This is a genomic window from Kluyvera sp., assembly GCF_047971185.1.
In the GTDB taxonomy this organism is placed as follows: domain Bacteria; phylum Pseudomonadota; class Gammaproteobacteria; order Enterobacterales; family Enterobacteriaceae; genus Kluyvera.
In genome coordinates this window covers 14,783-36,081 of record NZ_JBKDZH010000044.1, presented here as the reverse complement: position 1 = coordinate 36,081, position 21,299 = coordinate 14,783, and the positions used below count along the sequence as shown (strand labels likewise).

The 21,299-nt window shown below is 56.7% G+C and carries 16 protein-coding genes and 1 other RNA gene; 7 read left to right on the top strand and 10 right to left on the bottom strand.

What is annotated here, in order from left to right:
* Window positions 1–54: 54 nt before the first annotated feature.
* The 7 genes from mhpT to ACK5JN_RS12300 all read right to left on the bottom strand — a co-directional run bounded on the left by mhpT (window position 55) and on the right by ACK5JN_RS12300 (window position 7,652).
* On the bottom strand, window positions 55–1,275 hold the full coding sequence (gene mhpT, locus ACK5JN_RS12330) for a 3-(3-hydroxy-phenyl)propionate transporter MhpT (RefSeq protein WP_416870445.1): 1,221 nt from the start codon (window positions 1,273–1,275) through the stop codon (window positions 55–57).
* A 106-nt stretch (window positions 1,276–1,381) separates the two neighbouring features.
* Window positions 1,382–2,401 carry a 4-hydroxy-2-oxovalerate aldolase gene (gene mhpE / locus ACK5JN_RS12325; protein ID WP_416870444.1) on the bottom strand — a complete coding sequence of 340 codons (1,020 nt, stop codon included), beginning with the start codon at window positions 2,399–2,401 and terminating at the stop codon, window positions 1,382–1,384.
* Window positions 2,398–3,348 (bottom strand): acetaldehyde dehydrogenase, encoded by a 951-nt coding sequence (mhpF, locus tag ACK5JN_RS12320; RefSeq protein ID WP_416870443.1) that lies wholly within the window; start codon window positions 3,346–3,348, stop codon window positions 2,398–2,400. Before mhpF ends, mhpE begins: the two co-directional genes overlap by 4 nt.
* Window positions 3,345–4,148 carry a 2-keto-4-pentenoate hydratase gene (gene mhpD / locus ACK5JN_RS12315; RefSeq protein WP_416870442.1) on the bottom strand — a complete coding sequence of 268 codons (804 nt, stop codon included), beginning with the start codon at window positions 4,146–4,148 and terminating at the stop codon, window positions 3,345–3,347. The genes mhpF and mhpD overlap by 4 nt, the downstream gene beginning before the upstream one ends.
* A gap of 9 nt (window positions 4,149–4,157) precedes the next feature.
* Window positions 4,158–5,024 carry a 2-hydroxy-6-oxonona-2,4-dienedioate hydrolase gene (mhpC, locus tag ACK5JN_RS12310; protein ID WP_416870441.1) on the bottom strand — a complete coding sequence of 289 codons (867 nt, stop codon included), beginning with the start codon at window positions 5,022–5,024 and terminating at the stop codon, window positions 4,158–4,160.
* A gap of 17 nt (window positions 5,025–5,041) precedes the next feature.
* Complete coding sequence (mhpB, locus tag ACK5JN_RS12305) at window positions 5,042–5,986, bottom strand: 2,3-dihydroxyphenylpropionate/2,3-dihydroxicinnamic acid 1,2-dioxygenase (protein ID WP_416870440.1); 945 nt, start codon at window positions 5,984–5,986, stop codon at window positions 5,042–5,044.
* A gap of 1 nt (window position 5,987) precedes the next feature.
* Complete coding sequence (locus ACK5JN_RS12300) at window positions 5,988–7,652, bottom strand: bifunctional 3-(3-hydroxy-phenyl)propionate/3-hydroxycinnamic acid hydroxylase (protein ID WP_416870439.1); 1,665 nt, start codon at window positions 7,650–7,652, stop codon at window positions 5,988–5,990.
* Between the two features lie 188 nt (window positions 7,653–7,840).
* Here ACK5JN_RS12300 and ACK5JN_RS12295 point away from each other — a divergent pair, with 188 nt between their 5' ends.
* From ACK5JN_RS12295 to ACK5JN_RS12285, 3 genes are all read left to right on the top strand, one after another.
* Window positions 7,841–8,653 (top strand): DNA-binding transcriptional regulator, encoded by an 813-nt coding sequence (locus ACK5JN_RS12295; protein WP_416870438.1) that lies wholly within the window; start codon window positions 7,841–7,843, stop codon window positions 8,651–8,653.
* A gap of 105 nt (window positions 8,654–8,758) precedes the next feature.
* Window positions 8,759–9,766, top strand: coding sequence for a zinc-binding alcohol dehydrogenase family protein (locus ACK5JN_RS12290; protein WP_416870437.1), 1,008 nt, complete (start codon window positions 8,759–8,761; stop codon window positions 9,764–9,766).
* A gap of 1 nt (window position 9,767) precedes the next feature.
* Window positions 9,768–10,058 carry a putative quinol monooxygenase gene (locus tag ACK5JN_RS12285; protein WP_416870436.1) on the top strand — a complete coding sequence of 97 codons (291 nt, stop codon included), beginning with the start codon at window positions 9,768–9,770 and terminating at the stop codon, window positions 10,056–10,058.
* A 47-nt stretch (window positions 10,059–10,105) separates the two neighbouring features.
* Here the strand turns inward: ACK5JN_RS12285 and menI are convergent, their stop codons facing one another.
* A complete protein-coding gene (menI, locus tag ACK5JN_RS12280; protein ID WP_416870435.1) occupies window positions 10,106–10,516 on the bottom strand; it encodes a 1,4-dihydroxy-2-naphthoyl-CoA hydrolase in 411 nt (136 codons plus the stop codon).
* The gene (locus ACK5JN_RS12275; protein ID WP_416870434.1) at window positions 10,513–13,569 is read right to left on the bottom strand and encodes an FAD-binding and (Fe-S)-binding domain-containing protein; all 3,057 of its coding nucleotides are present in this window, start codon (window positions 13,567–13,569) and stop codon (window positions 10,513–10,515) included. Before ACK5JN_RS12275 ends, menI begins: the two co-directional genes overlap by 4 nt.
* Before the next feature lie 251 nt (window positions 13,570–13,820).
* Here ACK5JN_RS12275 and ydiK point away from each other — a divergent pair, with 251 nt between their 5' ends.
* From ydiK to ACK5JN_RS12255, 4 genes are all read left to right on the top strand, one after another.
* Window positions 13,821–14,942 (top strand): AI-2E family transporter YdiK, encoded by a 1,122-nt coding sequence (gene ydiK / locus ACK5JN_RS12270; protein WP_416870433.1) that lies wholly within the window; start codon window positions 13,821–13,823, stop codon window positions 14,940–14,942.
* A 177-nt stretch (window positions 14,943–15,119) separates the two neighbouring features.
* Window positions 15,120–15,219, top strand: an RNA gene (rprA, locus tag ACK5JN_RS12265) — antisense sRNA RprA.
* A 248-nt stretch (window positions 15,220–15,467) separates the two neighbouring features.
* On the top strand, window positions 15,468–16,883 hold the full coding sequence (locus tag ACK5JN_RS12260) for a DUF262 domain-containing protein (protein ID WP_416870510.1): 1,416 nt from the start codon (window positions 15,468–15,470) through the stop codon (window positions 16,881–16,883).
* The gene (locus ACK5JN_RS12255) at window positions 16,876–18,837 is read left to right on the top strand and encodes a DUF262 domain-containing protein (protein WP_416870432.1); all 1,962 of its coding nucleotides are present in this window, start codon (window positions 16,876–16,878) and stop codon (window positions 18,835–18,837) included. The genes ACK5JN_RS12260 and ACK5JN_RS12255 overlap by 8 nt, the downstream gene beginning before the upstream one ends.
* A 71-nt stretch (window positions 18,838–18,908) precedes the next feature.
* On the opposite strand, the gene ACK5JN_RS12250 is transcribed toward ACK5JN_RS12255, so the two are convergent.
* On the bottom strand, window positions 18,909–21,284 hold the full coding sequence (locus ACK5JN_RS12250; protein ID WP_416870431.1) for a glycoside hydrolase family 3 N-terminal domain-containing protein: 2,376 nt from the start codon (window positions 21,282–21,284) through the stop codon (window positions 18,909–18,911).
* Window positions 21,285–21,299: the final 15 nt, after the last annotated feature.

The following is a 21,299-nucleotide window of genomic DNA, read 5'->3' as shown; positions in this document are numbered from 1 at the left end:
ATTTCCTCGCCCCGCAACAATTCGGAATTCATCAAATTCTGTTGCAACCAGAAATTAGACACCGCGATTATCGCCACGCTGGTGTTGACGCATCAGCCAGAACACCGCTACGCCCGCCAGCACAATTCCAGGCGCCGAAGCTGCCATCACGCCAACGGTCCCGGTGCCCAGCGCCAGCATTTTTCCCGCCAGCAGCGGGCCGCTCATCGCCCCCAAGCGCCCTACTGCCACCGCGGTGCCAACGCCGGTGGCGCGGATTTCGGTGCGGTAGAACAGCGGCGCCAGCGCATAAAGCACGCTCTGCCCGCCGGTGGCGAACATCCCGGCCACGAAGCCTGCGGCCAGCATCATGCCGAACGAGCTGGCCGCACCAAGAGAAATCAGCGATGCCAGCATGCCGCAGTAGATCAGCAGCGACATTTTGATGGGGCTGAGTTTATCCATCAACGCCCCCAGCATCAGCGTACCGAGCGCCGCGCCGATTTGCAGGGCGAACATGACTCCGGCCGCCTGAGAACGGCTAAAACCCTGATCGACCAGCAACATCGGCAGCCAGTTGATCAGCATGTAAACCACCAGCAGCGTGAAGAAGTAGCACAACCACAACAGCAGCGTCGAAGAAGCGGTTCCGGAAGCGAAAATCGCCCGCAGCGGCGCGGGCGCCTCTTGCTGCTGGCTGCTGAACGCCTGCGACTCCGGCAGTCGGAGCATCAGCAGCGGAACCAGTAACAGCGGCACCACGCCGCCGACCCAGAAGATCGTTTGCCACGCCTGCGTCAGGCCGCTAAAGCCCATCGCCGCCGCTAACGCCGCGCCAATCGGCACGCCGCAGTACATCAGGCTCACCGCCGTGCCACGAAAACGCGGGCCTGCGGCTTCCGAAGTAAGCGCGATAAGGTTAGGCAGCGCGGCGCCTAAACCGGCCCCGGTCATAAAGCGGGCAAAGACCAGCGAGTGAAAATCCCACGCCAGCGCGGTGACGATGGAGAACAAACCGAACAGCACAACGGACCCCAGCAGCACCTTCTTGCGCCCGTGCCTGTCGGCGAGCATGCCGCCGAACAACGCGCCCGGCAGCAGTCCGAGGATCCCGGCGCTGAAGATCCAGCCCATCTGCATTTTATCGAGTGAAAACGCCTGCGCGATGCCGACTGCGGCAATCCCAGCTGCCTGGAGATCCAGCCCTTCCATCAGGGCGACCAAAAAGCAAAGCCCGACGGTTTGCATCAGGCGCGCGGTGTTCGGCGGTGAGGAGACATGGGTAATATTCGACATAGTGCTACCTTCTGTAGAGTGCAGGTGTAAAGACGGCTGGTACATTGCCAGCCGCGTTTTTTTCTTTGCCATGCGTCCGGTCGATACATTGCCGACCGGATCGTTATCAGGCTTGCGCTTTCGCTTTCAGATCCAGCGCCACGTCAACGATCATATCTTCCTGACCGCCGACCATGCGCCGCTTGCCCAGCTCAACCAGTATATCTACCGCGCTCAGGCCGTAGCGCGCGGCGGCCACTTCGCTGTGGCGCAGGAAGCTGGAGTAAACCCCTGCGTAGCCGAGCGCTAAGGTTTCGCGGTCGACGCGCACCGGGCGATCCTGCAGCGGACGCACCAGATCGTCTGCCGCGGCCATCAGCGCATACAGGTCGGTGCCGTGCTGCCAGCCCTGCTTGTCGGCGGCGGCGATAAACACTTCCAGCGGCGCGTTACCCGCACCGGCGCCCATGCCCGCCAGGCTGGCGTCAATGCGATCGCAGCCTTCTTCCACCGCCACCAGCGAGTTAGCCACACCGAGGCTCAGGTTATGGTGCGCATGCATGCCGGTCTGGGTTTGCGGATTCAGCACATCTTTCAGCGCGCGGAAGCGATCGCGGATGTCGTTCATATTCATCGCGCCGCCGGAGTCCACCACGTAGATGCAGGTTGCACCGTAGCCTTCCATCAGCTTCGCCTGTTTTGCCAGGTTTTCCGGCGTGGTCATATGGCTCATCATCAGGAAACCGACGGTGTCCATGCCCAGCTCGCGGGCGTAAGCAATGTGCTGCGCGGAAACATCCGCTTCAGTACAGTGAGTCGCCACACGCACGACACGTGCCCCGGCCTGATACGCATTTTTCAGATCGTGCAACGTACCGATACCCGGAATCAGCAACGTGGCGATTTTGGCGTGCTGCACCACCTCGGCGGCGGCAGCAATCCACTCGATGTCGCTGTGCGCGCCGAAGCCATAGTTAAAGCTTGAGCCTTGTAGACCATCGCCGTGGGCCACTTCAATCGAGTCAACGCGCGCGTCGTCCAGCGCCTTAGCAATCTGACGCACGTTATCGAGCGAATACTGATGACGAATCGCGTGCATGCCGTCGCGTAAGGTCACATCCGAGATATAGAGTTTTTTACCGTTCATGCGACTTCTCCTGCCACTTTCACCCGCGTTTCGGCCATTTTTTCTGCGGTCGACATTGCCGCAGAGGTCATAATGTCGAGGTTCCCGGCGTAGGCCGGCAGATAGTGCGCCGCCCCTTCGACTTCCAGATAGACAGCAGTTTTCAGCCCGGAGAACTGCCCGACGCCCGGAATGTTGATCGGTTGATCCTCGGGGATGACGTCGAACTGCACTTTTTGCTTCAGGCGGTAGCCCGGCACATACGCCTGCACCGCCGCCGCCATCTCTTCAATGGAGGCTTCAATTTCCGCCTGCGAAGCCGCTTCGCTCAGCACGTAGACGGTATCGCGCATCATCACCGGCGGCTCGGCCGGGTTGAGAATAATGATCGCTTTGCCCTTTGCCGCGCCGCCCACCACTTCAATGGCCTGCGAAGTGGTTTCGGTAAATTCGTCAATATTGGCGCGCGTCCCCGGACCGGCGGATTTGCTGGAGATCGAGGCGATGATTTCCGCATAGTGCACTTTCGCCACGCGGGAAACCGCCGCCACCATCGGGATGGTCGCCTGCCCGCCGCAGGTCACCATATTGACGTTGCCCTGCGCGAGATTTTTATCGAGGTTAACCACCGGCACACAATACGGGCCAATGGCCGCAGGCGTCAGGTCAATCAGGCGAATGCCCGGTTTGGCCTTGCGCAGCGCGGCGTCATTTTTCACGTGCGCACCGGCGCTGGTGGCGTCGAAGACGATGTCGATGTCGGCAAATTCGTCCATCGCCATTAACCCGGTCACCCCTTCATGGGTGGTGGCAACGCCCATTCGTGCGGCGCGCGCCAGGCCATCGGAGTTCGGGTCGATGCCGACCATCACCGACATTTCCAGGTGTTTACCGTGACGCAGAATTTTGATCATCAGGTCGGTGCCGATATTACCGGATCCGATGATGGCGACTTTACATTTGCTCATGACTGACTTCCTTCTTGCTCTGAAAACGTCGCGGATACCGAGCCAATGCCTTCGATTACCGCCTCAAAACGGTCGCCCGGATTAATTGCCACCATCGGCCCCAGCGCGCCGGTTAACACGATATCCCCCGCGCGCAGCGGCTCACCCAGGCTGGCCATTTTGCGCGCCAGCCAGACGGCGGCGTTCAGCGGATGGCCTAAACATTCGCTGCCTCGGCCGCTGGACACCTCTTCGTGATTACGCGTCATCGTCATGGCGCAGTTTTTCAGATCCAGCGCCGCCGGGCGCTGCGCCGGGCCGCCGACAACGTACACGCCGCAGGAGGCGTTATCCGCAACGGTATCCACAAACTTAATGGACCAGTCGCGCACCCGGCTGCCGACCACTTCCAGTGCCGGAACCACCCACTCAATGGCGTTGTACAGCTCATCAAAAGTAGTGTCGGCATGCGGCAGATCGCGCTTCAGCACTAGCGCGATTTCGGCTTCAATCTTCGGCTGTAACACCCGGCCAAAAGGGATGGTTTCGTTATCGCCGTAGCACATATCGGCGAACAGCGTGCCGAAATCCGGCTGGTCAACGCCTAACTGCTGCTGCACCTTCGGGTGCGTGAGCCCGACTTTACGCCCGACAACGCGACGCCCCTGCGCCACGCCGTGTTCCACGTTAATTCGCTGAATGGCGTACGCCGCTTCGGCGTTATCGATGCCAATCGCGTCGCGCAGCGGCGCTATCGCACTACCGGTTTGCTCTGCTTCACGCAGCGCGGCGGCCAGAGTGGCCAGAGTATCTGTCGACATAGCGGCTCCTTATTTGCGCGCGAGGAAATTCATCACCAGCTGGTTGAAGGCTTCCGCATGTTCCCACTGCGCCCAGTGCCCACAGTCGCGGTAGATGTGCAGCTCGGAACCGTTAATGCCGGAGAGCAGACGCAGGCCTGCATCCATCGGCACGAAACGGTCGTTGCGGCCCCAGACCACCAGCGTCTGCGCCTTAATTTCCGCCAGACGCGGGCCGAAATCCGGGAACTGTTTCGGGTTGGCCTCAAGGCTCTTGATAAAGTTTTCCAGGTGATCGCGGCGAGACAGCATATTGTTCAGGCGCGCTTCGAACAGCGCTTCGGTCAGGTCGCGGGTGTCGTAAACGAAAATGCTCATCATTTTTTTGAGATTTTCGATGGTCGGCTCGCGGTACAGGCCATTCAGCAGCTTGATGCCTTCGGTCGGCATCGGGGTAAACAGGCTCATGCCGCCGGTGCCGCCGCCCATCAGTACCAGTTTGCCGACGCGCTCAGGCCAGGTCAGGGTGAACGCCACCGCGCTGTGGCCGCCCATCGAGTTACCGAGCAGATGGACTTTCTGGATATCTAACTGATCGACCACGCTTTTCAGAATGCGGGCGTTAAGGTCGGAGCGGGAGCCGGTATTGACGATAGAATCGCTTTTACCCCAGCCCGGGCAGTCCAGCAGAATCACGCGGTAGCCGGCCTCGACCAGTGGGTCGATGTTGCGGCTGAAGTTAGCCCAGCCGGTTGCCCCCGGGCCGGAGCCGTGCAGCAGCACGACGGTTTCGTCGCCCTGGCCGCAGTCGTTAAAATGAATGCGCAGCGTCTGCCCGGCCTCTTCGACGTTAAGGAAACGGCTGGTTGCGGCTTCGGTTTGAGGTTGATAGCTCATCATATTCTCCTGCTTAATCAATTCGTTGTGGTGGCGCTTAACGAGCCAAATCCGGCGATCCATTCAGGGATCGGGCGATAGTAACGGCCTTCCGTACGGTAGTTGCCCATCGCCGAAAGGGTGGCGAACGCGGCGGCCCAGGTTTTGACTTCATGGGTCGATTTCCCGGCGATCGCGGAAAGTTCTTCATTGCTGATGGCGTCCAGTTCCGCCAGGCGGCCCTGCTGCAGCAGCGTCATAAACTGGTTGTCCCAGATCGGATTCAACGGATGCAGGGTTTTCTGGTCTTCCACAAAGCGTTCGGCAGCTTCAATCACCCGGCGCTGGCGCAGTTCGCGCTCATCCGGAGGCAGCTGCTTGCCGCTGCCCAGCAGACGGTCGCGCATATGGGCGTCGACTTTTGCCAGTTCAGGGACCGGCGGCTGATGCGACAGGCCGCCGGAACCTAAAATCAGCACCCGTTTGTTCAGCGTTGAGAGAAAACGCCCCATCGCTTCACCGAGCATGCGGGTGCGCTGGAAGCCCGGCAGCGGCGTGGCGACGCCGTTGATAAACACCGGCAGCACCGGCACCTTGTCCAGCCCGCCGAGCAGCAGCTCCAGCGGTTGGGCAAATCCGTGATCGACCTGCATGCAGTAGGAAACGGCGAGATCGATGCCGCTTTTCATCACCGAATGGGCACAGGCTTCCGCCAGCTCCGTCGGGACCGGCAGCACGCCTGCGGCGCTGGAAAAATCACCGATCGAGGTCGCGCCCACGCCCAGACAGAACGGCGGCATGACGTCATAGAAAAAACCGTTGTAGTGATCCGGGGCGTACAGCACCACCAGCTCTGGGTCAAACGCGGCAATGCGCGCGCTGGCGGCGGCGATCACGCCATTCACTTCATCCAGCACGTCCTGCGCCGGGTCGACATAGCCCACCAGCGGCGTGTGGGAGAGACAGTGGAGATAGGCATTCATCTCAGGCCACCTTTTCTTCGTTAAGAACAGATTCCACGCTGGTCAGCGCCATCACATGAGCAAGCTGGTCCAGGGTTTTATTCAGGGTTTGTGGGATAGCCAGCGCGGCGACGAAACGGTCCGGGCGCACCACCACCAGCGAGGCGTTCTGCGCGGCAAACCAGGTTTTGAGGCGGTTCTGGGTATCGCCAAGGCGAATCACGCCGTCAAAATTGTCCTGCGGGGTACGAATCTGGACGTCGGGCACCACCTGAATAAAGCAGGTACCGAGCGCGCGCCATTGCGCAATCTGGCTTTCACTCATGCCCCACAGCGGGTTACAGCCCCAGGCGATGATCGCAAACTTCGCGCCGATCACGTCATCGAGCAGTACCACGTCGCCGTTTTCGCGCGTGACCTTCGGCTGGATAAATATCTTGCCGACCGGAGAACCTTTTGCGGCACGTTCCAGCAGCAGCGCGCCTTCGCGGTACTGCGGCATCGGTTTAAAGCGCATTTCAAGGAAGTAGCGTTTCACCGGCGGAATATAATTCAGCAGCCAGGAGATTCCGTCGCGCACCATACCGTGCCAGCGTTTGGCCGGGGCCAGCACGTTGCCGGCGGTGACGGAGAGGTCGATCATCGCTTTCGCGTGATCGCGGCGTTCTTGCTGATAGGTGTCCAGCAGCGACTCGCCCGCTTTACCGTTGACCACCATCGCCAGCGTCCACGCCAGGTTAAAGGCATCGCGCATGCCGCTGTTGTAACCCTGCCCCTGCCACACCGGCATGATGTGCGCCGCGTCACCGGCCAGCAGAACGCGGTCAACGCGAAAACGTTCGGCAATGCGGGCGTTGTGGGTGTACACGCGCTGGCGGATCAACTCTACGTTATCAGGGTCCGGCAGCACCTGGCTTAGCAGGCGACGCATATTTTCCGGCTCGCTCAGCTGGGCTTCGGTTTCGCCCGGCATCACCATAAACTCAAAGCGACGCACGCCGTGCGGCAGCGCCGCCGACACATAAGGGCGAACCGGGTCGCAGCACAGGTAGATATGCGGCGTTGCCAGCGGGTCGTTAGCAATATCAATCACGATCCACTGGTTGGGCGCGGTTTTGCCTTCGAACGGTACGTTCAGCGTACGGCGAATAAAACTCGCGCCGCCGTCGCAGGCCACCAGCCAGTTGGCCTGCACGGTTTCACGTTCACCATTCGGTCCTTTCAGATTAATAGTGACAGTGTCACCCTTCTGGCTAAACGCCTCAAGCTCGCGCGAGAACAGGCAGCGGACGTTAGGGAAACGACGCAGCCCCTGATACATCACCTCATCCACCTGCGGCTGAATAAACGCGTTGCGTCGTGACCAGCCAAATTCATCGGTCATCGGCTGAATATCGGCAAAGCAGCGGCCTTTCGGGGTCAGAAAGCGCATGGCGTGCCACGGCGTGGTGTGCGGCAGCACGTTATCTACCAGCCCAACGGACTGCATGGCGCGCAGCGCTTCATCATCAATGCCAATGGCGCGCGGGTAGTCGATCAATTTATCCAGCTTCTCGACCACCAGCACCTCAACGCCCATCTGCCCCAGGTAGTTGGCCATCATCAGCCCCACCGGGCCTGCGCCCGCAATGGCCACCTGAACATGGTGTTGAACTGCGGGTTGAATATCCGGATTTGATGTTGTCATCTTCAATACCTCACGACTCGGACCAGGTACGTTGGTGCGGTTACAGCATCAACGCACTTGTTAATTTGATGTAAAAATATTTTTATAATGAGCGCAGTATATGTCCGGGGATTTAGGCTACAATCAAAACAGCCCATGATGTGCACCAGGTGCACTACGTTGTTTTAGCTATAGAAATGTCAGGAAATATGAAAAATAACGACGCGACCGATTACAAAACCGTGCGGGGATTAACGCGGGGTTTATTGTTGCTAAATTTGTTAAATAAATTCGATGGGGGCGCGTCAACCGCGACGCTGGCGGAGTTTAGCGGCCTGCATCGCACCACCGTCAGAAGGCTGCTGGAGACCCTCCAGGAAGAGGGATACGTGCGACGCAGTTTGTCAGATGATAGTTTCCGCCTGACCCTGAAAGTGCGGCAGTTAAGTGAGGGATTTCGTGACGAACATTGGATTTCTGCACTTGCAACGCCGCTACTTGGAGAATTATTGCGCGAGGTCATTTGGCCAACCGATTTAACCACTCTCGACGTCGACGCCATGGTAGTGCGCGAAACCACCCACCGTTTTAGCCGCCTTTCCTTCCACCGCTCGATGGTGGGTCGCCGTCTGCCGCTGCTGCTGACCGCCTCCGGCCTGACCTGGCTGGCCTTTTCGCCGGAGCACGAGCGTCAGCCGATTATTGACATGCTGGCCGCGCGGCCGGAAGACGAATATCAACTGGCCCGCGAGCCGGAAAAGCTGCATGCGATCCTCGAGCGGACGCGCAAAAACGGCTATGGCGAAAACTTCCAGGGCTGGCAGCTTGAGCAGAAAATCGCTTCCATTGCCGTGCCGGTGCGCAGCCAGTCGCGGGTGCTCGGCTGTCTCAACCTCGTCTACATCGCCAAAGCGATGACCATTGAGCAGGCGGCGGAGAAACACCTCGCGGCGCTACAGCGCGTTACCCGGCTGATTGAAGAGCGCATCGAAGAAGAAGAGATCGTTTACCAGCACCGCTAAGCCATTTTCACCTCTGGCGTATAAGTCTTATCGTCGGCGCGTGGTTTTTTCGCGCACCGCTTGCTCCTACTATCCGGGTATACCAAGTCCATACCCGGAGTCATCATGAAAGCTTTTGCCATTACCCGCGCCGCCGCTGACGGCAACAATATTCCGTTTATCAATGAAATTTCGCTTCCCGTCCCGCAGGCGCAAGGCCATGACCTGCTGGTAGAAATCAAAGCCATTTCCGTTAACCCTGTCGACACCAAAGTACGCGCCGGTTTCTCTGGCGATACGCCGCGCGTGCTCGGCTGGGATGCCGTCGGGGTGGTAAAAGCCGTCGGTGATGCGGTGACCCTTTTCGCCCCTGGCGATGAAGTCTGGTACGCCGGCGCGTTAGGCCGCCCCGGCAGCAACAGTGAATTCCAGCTGGTTGATGAGCGCATTGTCGCCCTGAAGCCGCGCACCCTGGATAACGCGGCCGCCGCCGCGCTGCCGCTCACCGCCATCACCGCCTGGGAGCTGCTGTTCGATCGGCTGGGCGTCACGCGCGGCGGTAATGACGGCGATACGCTGCTGATCGTCGGCGCGGCGGGCGGCGTGGGCTCAATTCTGACCCAGCTGGCCAGCAAACTGACCAAAATGACGGTCATCGGTACCGCTTCCCGCCCGGCGAGCCAGCAGTGGGTGCGCGAGGCCGGTGCTCATCACGTTATCGATCACAGCAAACCGCTCAATGAAGAGCTGGCCCGTATCGGCGTTAACGCGGTGACCCACGTCGCCAGCCTTAACAATACCGCCGAGCACTATTCTGCGCTGATCGCCGCGCTGGCCCCGCAGGGCAAGCTGGCGCTGATTGACGACCCGGAAAACCTCGACGTGGTGCCGCTGAAGTTGAAAAGTATTTCGCTGCACTGGGAGTTTATGTTTACCCGTTCGATGTTTGCCACGCGCGACATGGCCGCGCAGCATCGACTGTTGACCGAAGTGGCGTCGTTAATCGATCGGCAGGTGATTAAAAGCACGCTCGGCGAGCATTACGGGCCGATCACCGCTGAAAATCTGCAAAAAGCTCACACCCTGCTGGAAACCGGCCGCGCCGTCGGCAAGATTGTGCTGGAGGGGTTTTAAGATGATCTCGATTATCGCGGTGCTCAAAGCCCGTCCGGGCAAAACCGAAGCGCTGCGCGACGCGCTGAAAGCGCTGCTGCTGCCGACGCGCCAGGAGCCGGGCAACCTCGACTACGCCCTCTTTCAACTGCGTGATGAACCTGAGACGTTTTATATGCGGGAGTCATGGCGGGATCGGGCGGCGCTGGAAGAACATATCGCGCTGCCGCATTTTCAGGCGTTTATCGGGCAGATGGACAGCCTACTGGCCGAGCCGCTGCGGCTGAATTACTTAACGCCGATTGAAGCTTAATCACGTAGAACGACGCTCGCCCCTGATGGCGCGAGCGTCGCACGCGTTTACACCACCGCGGTGGTCAAGCGCGAGGAGCAGCAAAGCTGCCCCTGCTCGTCGAAGATCTCAATCTGCCAGACCTGATGGCGACGCCCGGCATGCAGCGCGGTGCAAACGCCACGCACGCGACCGCTGCGTACGGCGCGGATATGATTCGCGTTCACTTCCAGCCCCACCACCCGCTGCTCGCCCTCGGTACAGAGGTATCCGGCGACCGAACCCAGCGTCTCGGCCAGCACCACCGATGCGCCGCCGTGCAACAGGCCAAACGGCTGATGCGTGCGGCTATCCACCGGCATCGTCGCTTCCAGCGAAGCGTCGTCCAGGCGTTCAAACTGAATATCCAACAGCCCCACCATATTGCCCTCGCCCATGGCATTCAGCGCCTCGAGCGTGGTTTGCCGTCTCCAGATCATCCGATAATCTCCAGTAAAGCCTGTAACGGGTGGCGTACACCGTTGCCCTCAATGCGTTTCACCTGGCTGCGGCAGGAGTAGCCGGTCGCCAGGCAGCGGTTGCGCGGCAGGCGCTGCATGGCCTGATGCCACGAAAGCTCGTAGATCCCCAGCGAATTGGCGTGGTTCTTCACCTCGTGACCGTAGGTGCCGGCCATCCCGCAGCAACCGACGCTGACGTTTTCCAGCGTTGCGCCAAAGTGGGCGAAAATAGACGCCCACTGTTTTGGCGCCGTCGGCAGCGCAGTGACTTCGGTACAGTGGCCAAACAGATACCAGGACTCACCGGATGGCGACGCGCTTTCACGTTGTGCCAGCGCCTGCGGTAGCCACTCGTGGACCAGCATGACGTTGAAATCGCCGCGCTGGTCGCCCAGCACCTGCTTATACTCGTCGCGATAACACAGCACCAGCGCCGGGTCGACGCCCACCATCGGCATCCCCAGCGCGGCAACACGGTTCAGATAGTCCGCCGTTTTCTGCGCTGTTTTGGTAAAGCGAGTGACGAAGCCCTTAATATGCTGCGCCTTACCGTTCGGTGAGAACGGCAGCAGCACCGGCTGGTAGCCAAGTTTATCAATCAGGCGGACAAAATCGGCCACCACCTGCGCGTCGTAGTAGCTGGTAAACGGATCCTGCACCACCAGCACGGTTTGCGCTTTTTGCTCTAGCGTGAGCGTTTCCAGTTGCTCAAGCGTCATATTGGCCGTGCGGTGAGTCACCATCTGCTTTTGCAGCGACGGCGCTGACAGCAGCGGTAAATCGACCATGCCGATGTGTTTTTCCGACAGCTTGCGTACCAGCGGCTGGCTCATAAAGAAGTTAAAGGTTTTCGGCGCGCGGGCCATCAGCGGCGCGTAGCTTTCAACGGTTGCCACCAGATGATCGCGCACCGGGCGCAGATAGCGGGTGTGGTACAGCTGGAGAAAACGCGAGCGAAACTCCGGCACGTCGATTTTAATCGGGCACTGGGTCGAGCAGGCTTTACAGGCCAGGCAGCCGGACATCGCCTCTTTCACTTCGTGGGAGAAGTCGTATTCGCCCTTGCGCGCATGCCAACTGTTACGCGTGCGCTCCACCAGCGAACGCAGGCTCGCGCGCTTCTCCGGCAGCTCTTTTTCCAGCATAAGCGGGTCGACGCCGCGATCCGCCAGCAGGCGTAGCCACTCGCGTACCAGCGTCGCGCGGCCCTTTGGCGAGTGCATACGGTTATTGGTGATTTTCATCGACGGGCACATCGGGCTTTTGGCGTCGAAGTTGAAGCACAAACCGTTGCCGTTACACTCCATCGCGCCGCGCCAGGAGGAGCGCACGGTAACGGGAATTTGTCGGTCGTAGGTACCGCGTTTCACCGCGTCAACCTGCATCATTGGGGCATCGACGCCCTCCGGCGGGCAAATTTTGCCGGGGTTAAGGCGGTTGTTCGGATCGAAGGCCGCCTTCACCTTACGCAGCTCGCCGTACAGCTGCTCGCCGAAGAAGGCCGGGCTATATTCCGCACGGAAACCTTTGCCGTGTTCGCCCCACAGCAGGCCGCCGTATTTGGCCGTCAGCGCTACTACCTCATCGGAGATCTGCTTCATCAGCACTTCCTGATGCGGGTCGCACATGTCCAGCGCCGGGCGCACGTGCAGCACGCCAGCATCGACGTGGCCAAACATACCGTAGCTCAGGCCGTGACCGTCGAGCAGCGCGCGGAACTCGACAATATAGTCCGCCAGATGCTCCGGCGGCACGCAGGTATCTTCCGCAAACGGGATCGGTTTTGCCGCCCCTTTGGCGTTGCCGAGCAGACCGACCGCTTTTTTACGCATCGCGTAAATACGCTCAATGCCGTCCAGCTCGTTACAGCGCTGCCAGCCGATGACCCCGCCTTCCTGCTGAGCAATCAGCTCATCCAGCCGCGCGCACAGCGCGTTCACCTGGCCTTCAATCATGGCTTCATCATCGCCGGAAAACTCAACGATGTTCAGCCCCAGCATCTCTTTATCGGGCACGTCGGTGATAAGCTCGCTCACCGAATGCCAGACAATGTCTTCCCGCGCCAGGTTCAGGACCTTTGAGTCGACCGTCTCAACCGACAGGGCGCGCGCGTCAACCATAAACGGCGCATTGCGCAGCGCCGAGTCAAAGGAGTCATATTTGATATTGACCAGCCGACGCACCTTCGGCAGCGGCGTGATATCCAGCCGCGCTTCGGTGATAAACGCCAGCGTTCCTTCAGAACCGGTCAGAATACGCGTCAGGTCAAACTCGGTCATGTCATCGTTAAAGACGTGGCGCAGGTCATAACCGGTCAGGAAGCGGTTCAGTTTCGGGAATTTGTCGAGGATCAGCTGACGGTTGTCGCGGCAGCGTTCAAAGACGGTGCGGTAGATACGCCCCGCCGCCGATTGCTCTTTCGCCAGCGTTTCGGCCAGCGCAACCGGCACCGGCTGGGTGTCGAGAATATCGCCGCCCAGCAGCACCGCGCGCACGCCCAGCACGTGGTCGGAGGTTTTGCCGTACACCAGCGAGCCCTGCCCGGAGGCGTCGGTATTGATCATCCCCCCCAGCGTTGCCCGGTTACTGGTCGACAGCTCGGGAGAAAAGAAATAGCCGTACGGTTTAAGATACTGGTTAAGCTGATCTTTAATCACGCCCGCTTCCACGCGCACCCAGCCCTCTTCAGGGTTGATTTCAATGATGCGGTTCATATAGCGGGACATATCAATAATGATGCCCTGATTCAGCGACTGGCCGTTGGTGCCGGTGCCGCCGCCGCGCGGGGTGAAAATCAGGGATTGGAAGCGCTCTTCCGCCGCCAGTCGCGCCAGCAGCGCGACATCCGCCGTAGAACGCGGGAACACTACCGCATCGGGAAGAAGCTGGTAGATGCTGTTGTCGGTCGCCATCGTCAGCCTGTCGGCATAGCGGGTGGCGGTATCGCCGGTAAAGCCTTGTTGCTCCAGTGCCTGCAAATAATTCAACACCAGCTGAACCACGCCGGGTGCCTGGGAAATCTGTGGGATCATTACGATTGACCCTTTCTGAATGTTGTGTTGTACGCACAGCGGTCCGCCGGTTTGCGCTCAGGCGGCAAAACTGCTGTGGATAGATAATTAATCGTTTGCGTCGTGCCGTTATCGTTTTATCACATTTTTTTCTTATACGCCCGGGAGTTTTTGTCGCAGAATCAGCGCCGGGAATTTATTGATATTATTATCAATGAACGGATTTACGCTGCGTCAGCGCTTTGACGAGCAACAAAAGGTAAAACTCATTTATGAACACGATCCCTCGGCCTCGTGATATTCCACAAATCCTGCTATCGGTGCTGTTTTTAGCGCTGATGATCATCGCCTGTTTATGGATTGTTCAGCCGTTTATTCTGGGCTTCGCCTGGGCGGCGACTATCGTGATTGCCACCTGGCCGGTGCTGCTCTGGTTCCAGCGCCTGCTGTTTGGCCGTCGTTCGCTGGCGGTGCTGGTGATGACGCTGCTGCTTTTTTTACTGTTCGTGATTCCCATCGCGCTGCTGGTCAACAGCCTGGTTGACGGCAGCACCCCGCTGGTTCATGCCATTACCAGCGGCAATTTAACCCTGCCGGATCTGGCCTGGTTAAACAGCATTCCTTTTGTGGGCGCGAAGCTCTACAGCGGCTGGCATAGTCTTCTGGATATGGGCGGCAGCGCGCTGATGGCGAAAGTGCGCCCGTATATCGGCACCACCACCACCTGGTTTGTCGGCCAGGCGGCGCACGTTGGCCGGTTCCTGATGCACAGCGCCCTGATGCTGCTGTTTAGCGCCCTGTTGTACTGGCAGGGTGAGAAAGTCGCTTTTGGAATGCGCTACTTTGCCACCCGTCTTGCCGCCAAGCGCGGTGACGCGGCGGTGCTGCTGGCCGGCCAGGCCATTCGCGCCGTCGCGCTCGGCGTGGTAGTCACCGCGCTGGTCCAGGCCGTTCTGGGCGGAATTGGCCTTGGTATTTCTGGCGTCCCATACGCCACGCTGCTCACGGTGGTGATGACCTTCTCCTGCCTGGTGCAACTGGGGCCATTGATTGTTTTAGTCCCAAGCATTATCTGGTTGTACTGGACCGGCGACACCACCTGGGGCACGGTATTACTGGTGTGGAGCTGCGTCGTCGGCACGATGGATAACGTTATTCGTCCGATGCTGATTCGCATGGGCGCTGACCTGCCGATGATTCTGATTCTCTCCGGCGTTATCGGCGGCCTGGTTGCCTTCGGCATGATTGGCCTGTTTATCGGCCCGGTGCTATTGGCCGTCTCCTGGCGTCTGTTCGATGCCTGGCTGCATGAAGTGCCGCCGCCGTCGACCGACCCGGATGAGGTGCTGGAAGAGTTGAACGAGCTGGAAAAAGATAACTACCCGAAACAATAAGAGAGATAAAAGGCGGGAAAACCCGCCTTTTACTTAAGTGCCGCTGATTCATTTCCCCTTTTCTACCCGCCAGAACGCCCTCAACCTGCGACATATCGTGGATATTATTCACATTTATTTAACTATTGAGACGAATCCGATCGACGTAAAAATGGGCGATGCCCTACTATTAAGGCCAAGGCAATAGATCAACCCCTTGATTTATATATCCCCTGAGTGAAACAAAGAATTGCTGTGTGTAGTCTTTGCCCATCTCCCACGATGGGCCTTTTTTTTGCCTGCAACACAGCAATAACCCTGGTGACATGCAAGGTTTGACATGATGCAACGCCCAGAATTTTCATTGCATTCATAAACCTATCTCTATAATTTATCCTTCTCATCTGGCAGCAGACAAGCTGCGATTCCCAAACTTAACGCAGTCCGACAACCAGCTGATTTCGGCTAACTTAAGAACCGCATCAGGTTCGCGGACACTGCACTATCGCCGTAATCGGAAATTTAGAAAAATATCTAAGGCTAATGATGATACACGCGCCGGAGAAGGAAGTTCTCAAGATCAGTGAAGTGCTGAAACTGAAGGGTTTGACCCTGCCAGATTATCAGCGCCCTTATAAATGGACGGTAAGGAACATACATCAATTATTTCAAGATATTCAGCAGCATAGCCATAAAAAAGCTTACAGACTCGGCACGTTAGTTTTTCATCGGGACGACCAGATCGCTAACGAACTAAATATCGTTGATGGGCAACAACGAATATTAACATTGCTCCTGACAGTTCATGCCCTCATCGCGCACCGCAGGGATCGCATTCAGAGAAAGGATCTCCTCGAGCAACTTCACGCTCTCGACAGCGATATTGAAGACTTCATGCAGGGCACACGATTTAGTAGCGAAGTCTCACAGCGTAATCTTTCGCAGAATTTTATGGAAATACGCCGTCTTATCTCACACAGCGCTTTTACCGAGCAGCATATCGACTTTTTGTTGAACCGTTGTGAAGTCGTTATCTTTACGCTTCATGATATATCAGAAGCGTTCCAGTTCTTTGACGCACAAAACGCTCGCGGCCGCGATCTCGAACCTCACGACCTGCTGAAGGCTTACCACCTGCGTGAATTCGGCGAGCATGAGCAGGAATTAAAAGGGGAAACCGTTGCTCACTGGGAAGCATTAGAAAGTAACCAGCTCGCGGCCCTATTTGCGCACTACCTCTATCGTATTCGACGCTGGGCACAAGGTAATTCTGCGCGCTACTTTGGAAAAAACGATGTCGGGGCATTTAAAGGAGTCAATATTGACCGAATCGCGCATTTCCCCTATGTAGAATCTCTGCGAATTGCCCATCACTACGTTGACGAATATAATCAACAGTACCACCGAAAAATTGATGGTCGGCACATGCGTTTCCCCTTCCATCTTGATCAGCAAATCATCAATGGGCGTCGCTTCTTTGAAATGGCTTCGCATTATCAGCATCAGATTCATGTGACTGTAAACGCGGAGTCCGAAAAGTTATGTGACTTCCTCGGTACTCGCCTGACCGAGCAGGCGAGTCGCATCCTCAATGGAATTAATTCCTATAACAATCGCCACAGAACCGGTGACAAGTACGTTCGCGCCATGTTTGATTGCGCACTGATTTTTTATATCGACAAATTTCATACAGCAGAACTCTCTCTGGCGATAGAAAAGATATTTATCTGGGCATATCAGTTACGAGTAAAGCAACAGGTCGTTCAACTTGCTACCATGGATAAGTATGTGCTGGAACAGAATATTTTTATACGTATAAAAAACTCTACCTTGCCTGCCGATGTACTTTCAATCCCGCTCAGAACGCTCACCATCGAAGATAATAAAAATAATAGTCGCATGGGCAATGCAAATAAAGATGCGCTGGTGAAGTTATTTAAAGAGATGAATTATTATGAGTGACGTTTTGTCTGAGTTTTCAATAAAAAGTTTACTTTCTGATTCGCACTCCTATGTGGTGCCGATGTATCAACGTAACTACGCGTGGGGTGAATCAGAGATCAATCAACTGGTACAGGACATCGTTGATTACCAGGACAAAAAAAACTCTCGTTATTATATCGGTACCCTGGTGGTATTCAAACGTAAAGACGGCGGCCTGGAAGTGATCGATGGACAGCAGCGTTTCACGACCCTAACATTACTCGCCCTCTATCTAAGAAATTTAGCGTTAGCCGAGCAAAAGCTTCCCCAAATGACGTGGTATCAGCGAATCAACATGAATTTTGAAAGCCGACCACGTTCAACCAACACCTTTGCCGCACTTAGCCAGCGCCTCCCGCTACACTTGATCAACGGCGCGGAATATAATGAAAGTCTGGTGAGGGGCTACATTTTGCTAGAGAAAGCCCTGTCGCAATTAAAACCTCGTACTCTTAAAAAATTCTCAGATTACATCTTTAATAACGTTTATATCATGCGTGTAGAAGTTCCCAAGGACACCGACCTTAATCATTACTTTGAAGCCATGAACAATCGTGGTGAACAGTTGGAAAAGCATGAAGTTTTAAAAGCGAAATTAATGTCAGTATTAAACAATATTGAAGATAAAGATGACCGGATTGAGCACATAAAAGTGCTACAAAAAGTCTGGGCTGCATGCGAAAACATGGAGCGCTACGTTCAATACGGTTTCTCAGTAGACGAAAGACATCGATTATTTGGCAAGAATGACTGGGGTAAATTCATACCGGAAGACTTCGACGATATTCTGCAATGTCTTGATGAACATGAGCACGATGGACAAGTGATCTCTCTTAAGGACATTTTGTCGCAGCCGATACATACTCACGGTGAAGATAACGATAGTAACGATGAGAGCCCGGACCGCTTTAATAGCGTGATTAACTTCTCTAACTTCCTGTTACACGTGCTCCGAGTCCACACACAAAGTGACATATCACTTGATGATAAAAAACTGCTGGAACAGTTTGATGAAGAACTTTTAGCAAACGACGATCCTGTTGAAGAGGTTGAAGGTTTCGTTTTTGCCCTACTTAATTGCAAGTTTTTGTTCGATCAATACATTATCAAGCGAGAGTTTCTCCAGGGCAAAGATAACTGGAGTATTAAGCGTCTCAAATGGTACTCACGAAATAGCATTAGCTTTATCAATAGTTTTGATGAACATGAGGGGGGTTATGAGGGAATCACTCGTGAAATACTGATGCTGCAGGCCGCATTCCATGTCTCTACACCAACGCTTGTTTATAAACATTGGCTGAATGCGGCGCTGTATTATTTATATTATGAAGAGAATATTGACCCTAAAGCCTATCTGACCTATCTACTCAATGTCGCTCGTCGCTTCATTTTTGAGCGTTACTTGTCAATCGATGAAGGTCATTCCTTCTTCCATATGATCTATGAGGAAGAAGATGCTTATTATCCCCGAAATGTAAAATTAGACGATATCGCTTCTACCCGCCTGATGTTCAACAATATTGAAAGTAACTTTGTCTTCAACTTTCTTGATTACCTGCTCTGGCAGGAAAGGAAGCACTCCGACGCTATTGTAAACGAGTTTGAGTTCACATTCCGTAGCTCAGTGGAACACTTCTATCCGCAGCACCCGATGAACGGCGAACCCACCATGGATGAGGCGAGTCTTCATAGCTTTGGTAATCTTTGCCTGATTAGCCACAGTAAAAATTCACGTCTGAGCAATCTACCTCCCGGGGCCAAACTTGCCTACTTCTCATCCGCCAGGAAAAATAGGACCATTGATAGCCTGAAGCTTTATGAAATGCTGAAGATAATTGAGCGTAAAGGTGACTGGCGGGAATCTGAGATAGAGCAGCATGGACAAGAAATGCTCTCCCTTCTGTTAAAATCAACCATCAAGCGTAAGAAATAATCCATACGCCGGTAGCCCCTAAGGGCTACCGCATTCAAAACATCCTTCTCTGATGTCCATACTACCGAAAATTATTCGCATCCCACTTCGCAGCGGCTCATCATTTCCCACTCCGAAGGCAGCGTGCGTGTTTTGCCCGTGATAGATACCGTCACGCGACCGTGAATATCCGCCGATGAACTTCCCACCTGCAGTTCAAACTCGCCGGGCTCAACGATGCGCTGGCCTTCGTAACTGGTGAAGTTAAGCATATCAACCGGCAGGGTAAAGGTAAGCGTCGCCTGCTCGCCCGGCGCTAACGTCACGCGCTGGAAGGCCTTTAACTCCTGGAGCGGGCGCACCATAGAGGCCACCTTGTCGCGAACATAGACCTGCACCACCTCACTGCCGCTACGCTCTCCGTGGTTTTTTACCGTCACACGCAGCGCAATTTCACCGTCAATCGCCACTTCAGCCTCTGCAAGCTGCAGCTGTGAATAGTGGAAATCGCCCCAGCCTTTGCCGTAGCCAAACGGGTACAGCGCGCCGAAATGGAATGCAAACGGCGTGCCGCCGCTCTTCAGTTTGTGGTTGTAGTAAAACGGCATTGCGCCCGCGCTTTTGGGTACGCTGACCACCAGGCGCCCCTGCGGTTCGGCGCGCCCGGTCAGTACGTCGGCAATGGCCCAGCCGCCCTCCTGCCCGGGAGCCCATGCCAGCATCAGCGCGGCGACCTTGCTTTCCAGCCCCTGGAGGTTGTATGGCCGTCCGCCGGTCATCACCACCACTACCGGTTTACCGGTATCAACCAGCGCCTGTAGCAGCTGTTGCTGAACACCGGGCAGATTCAGGCTGTCGGTATCCGAGCCTTCACCGACGGTGCCGCTCTGGAACAGCCCCGCCAGATCGCCGACGCAGGCCACCACTACATCGCTGTCCTGCGCGGCGCGGACCGCATCAGCAATCAGGCTGAGATCCTGTGAGACCGGCGATGACTGCATCGGTTTGCCGGAGCTGTCGCCGGGGAAGACCGGCGCGCCGGCCATGCGCTGCTCGATGATGTGGCAGCCTTTGGCGTAACGCACACGGCTGTCGCCGAGATACTCACGTAGCGCCGCCAGCGGCGTGGTGACCTGCGCGGTTTTTTCCACCATATCGCTGATGATCAAATGCACCGGGAAGCTATAGCCGCTGAGCAGCGCCAGCGGGTCGTCCGCAGTGGGGCCAACCACCGCCACGCGCGGGTTGCCCGCCAGCGGCAGCGCATCGCGGTTTTCCAGCAGCGTGATCGAGCGGGTGGCCACCTCTCTGGCAACCTGCCGCGTCGCGTTGGACTGCAGCGAGATAGCGTTTTCATCAACGTAAGGATGCTCAAACAGACCAAGACGGAATTTTTCCGTTAAGGTACGCGAGACGATTTCGTCGATTTTTTCCGGCGTGATTAGCCCGCGCGCCACCGCCTCTGCCAGGTGACGCGCACAGTCGTCTTTCGGCAGCTCAACGTCCAGCCCGGCGTTAAACGCCAGCGCCGCTGATTCCGCCGCATCCTGTGCCACGCCATGGTGCTGATGCAGCAGGCTGACGCCGCCGTAATCGGCCACCACAATCCCATCAAAGCCCCAGCGCTCACGCAGCACCGTGGTCAGCAGGAAGCTGTCACTGTGGCCGGGCTGGTTATCAATATCGTGATAGGCTGGCATAACCGAACCGGCGTGCGCACGTTTCACCGCCATCTCAAACGGCAGCAGGAAGGTATCGTTCAGTTCACGGAAGCCGAGATGCACCGGCGCATGGTTACGCGCTCCTTCGCTGAAAGAGTGGCCGACGTAGTGTTTCAGAGTGGCCAGCACGTCGCGTTTCTCACCCTGTAGTCCTTCAACATAGGCGCAGGCCATCACACCCACCAGCCAGGGATCCTCGCCGAACGTCTCTTCCGTACGCCCCCAGCGCACGTCTCTGGAGACGTCCAGCACCGGCGCTAATCCTTGCTTACAGCCGGTGGATCGCGCTTCTTCACCAATTTGTTGAGCCGCGCGTTTAACCAGTTCAGGATCCCAGGTGGAGCCGTAGTTCAACGACGAAGGGAACAACGTGGCATTCTTGCACAACAAGCCTACGAGGCACTCTTCGTGGAACAGCGCAGGAATGCCCAGCCGCGTGTCTTCCATCATCATTTTTTGCAGACGGTTCGCCGCGCGTACGCCGGTTCTGGCATCGACAATGTGGGTGCCGAGCGGACGGGTGATCTGCCCGACACCTAGCTTTAAACGCTCGCTCAGGGAAGTCTGTTCGCTAACGCCCGCAAACTCATCGCTCATGTCGCTACGCTCGCGGTGGTGACCGTCTTCTGATAGCACCAGCCACCAGGCATGCATCTGGGCATACTTTTCTTCCGGCGTCATTCGCGCCAGCAAATCGGCGACGCGTTCTTTAATCGAACGTTGAGGATCTTTGTAAATCGGGGTCATAGCCACTCTCCTGAT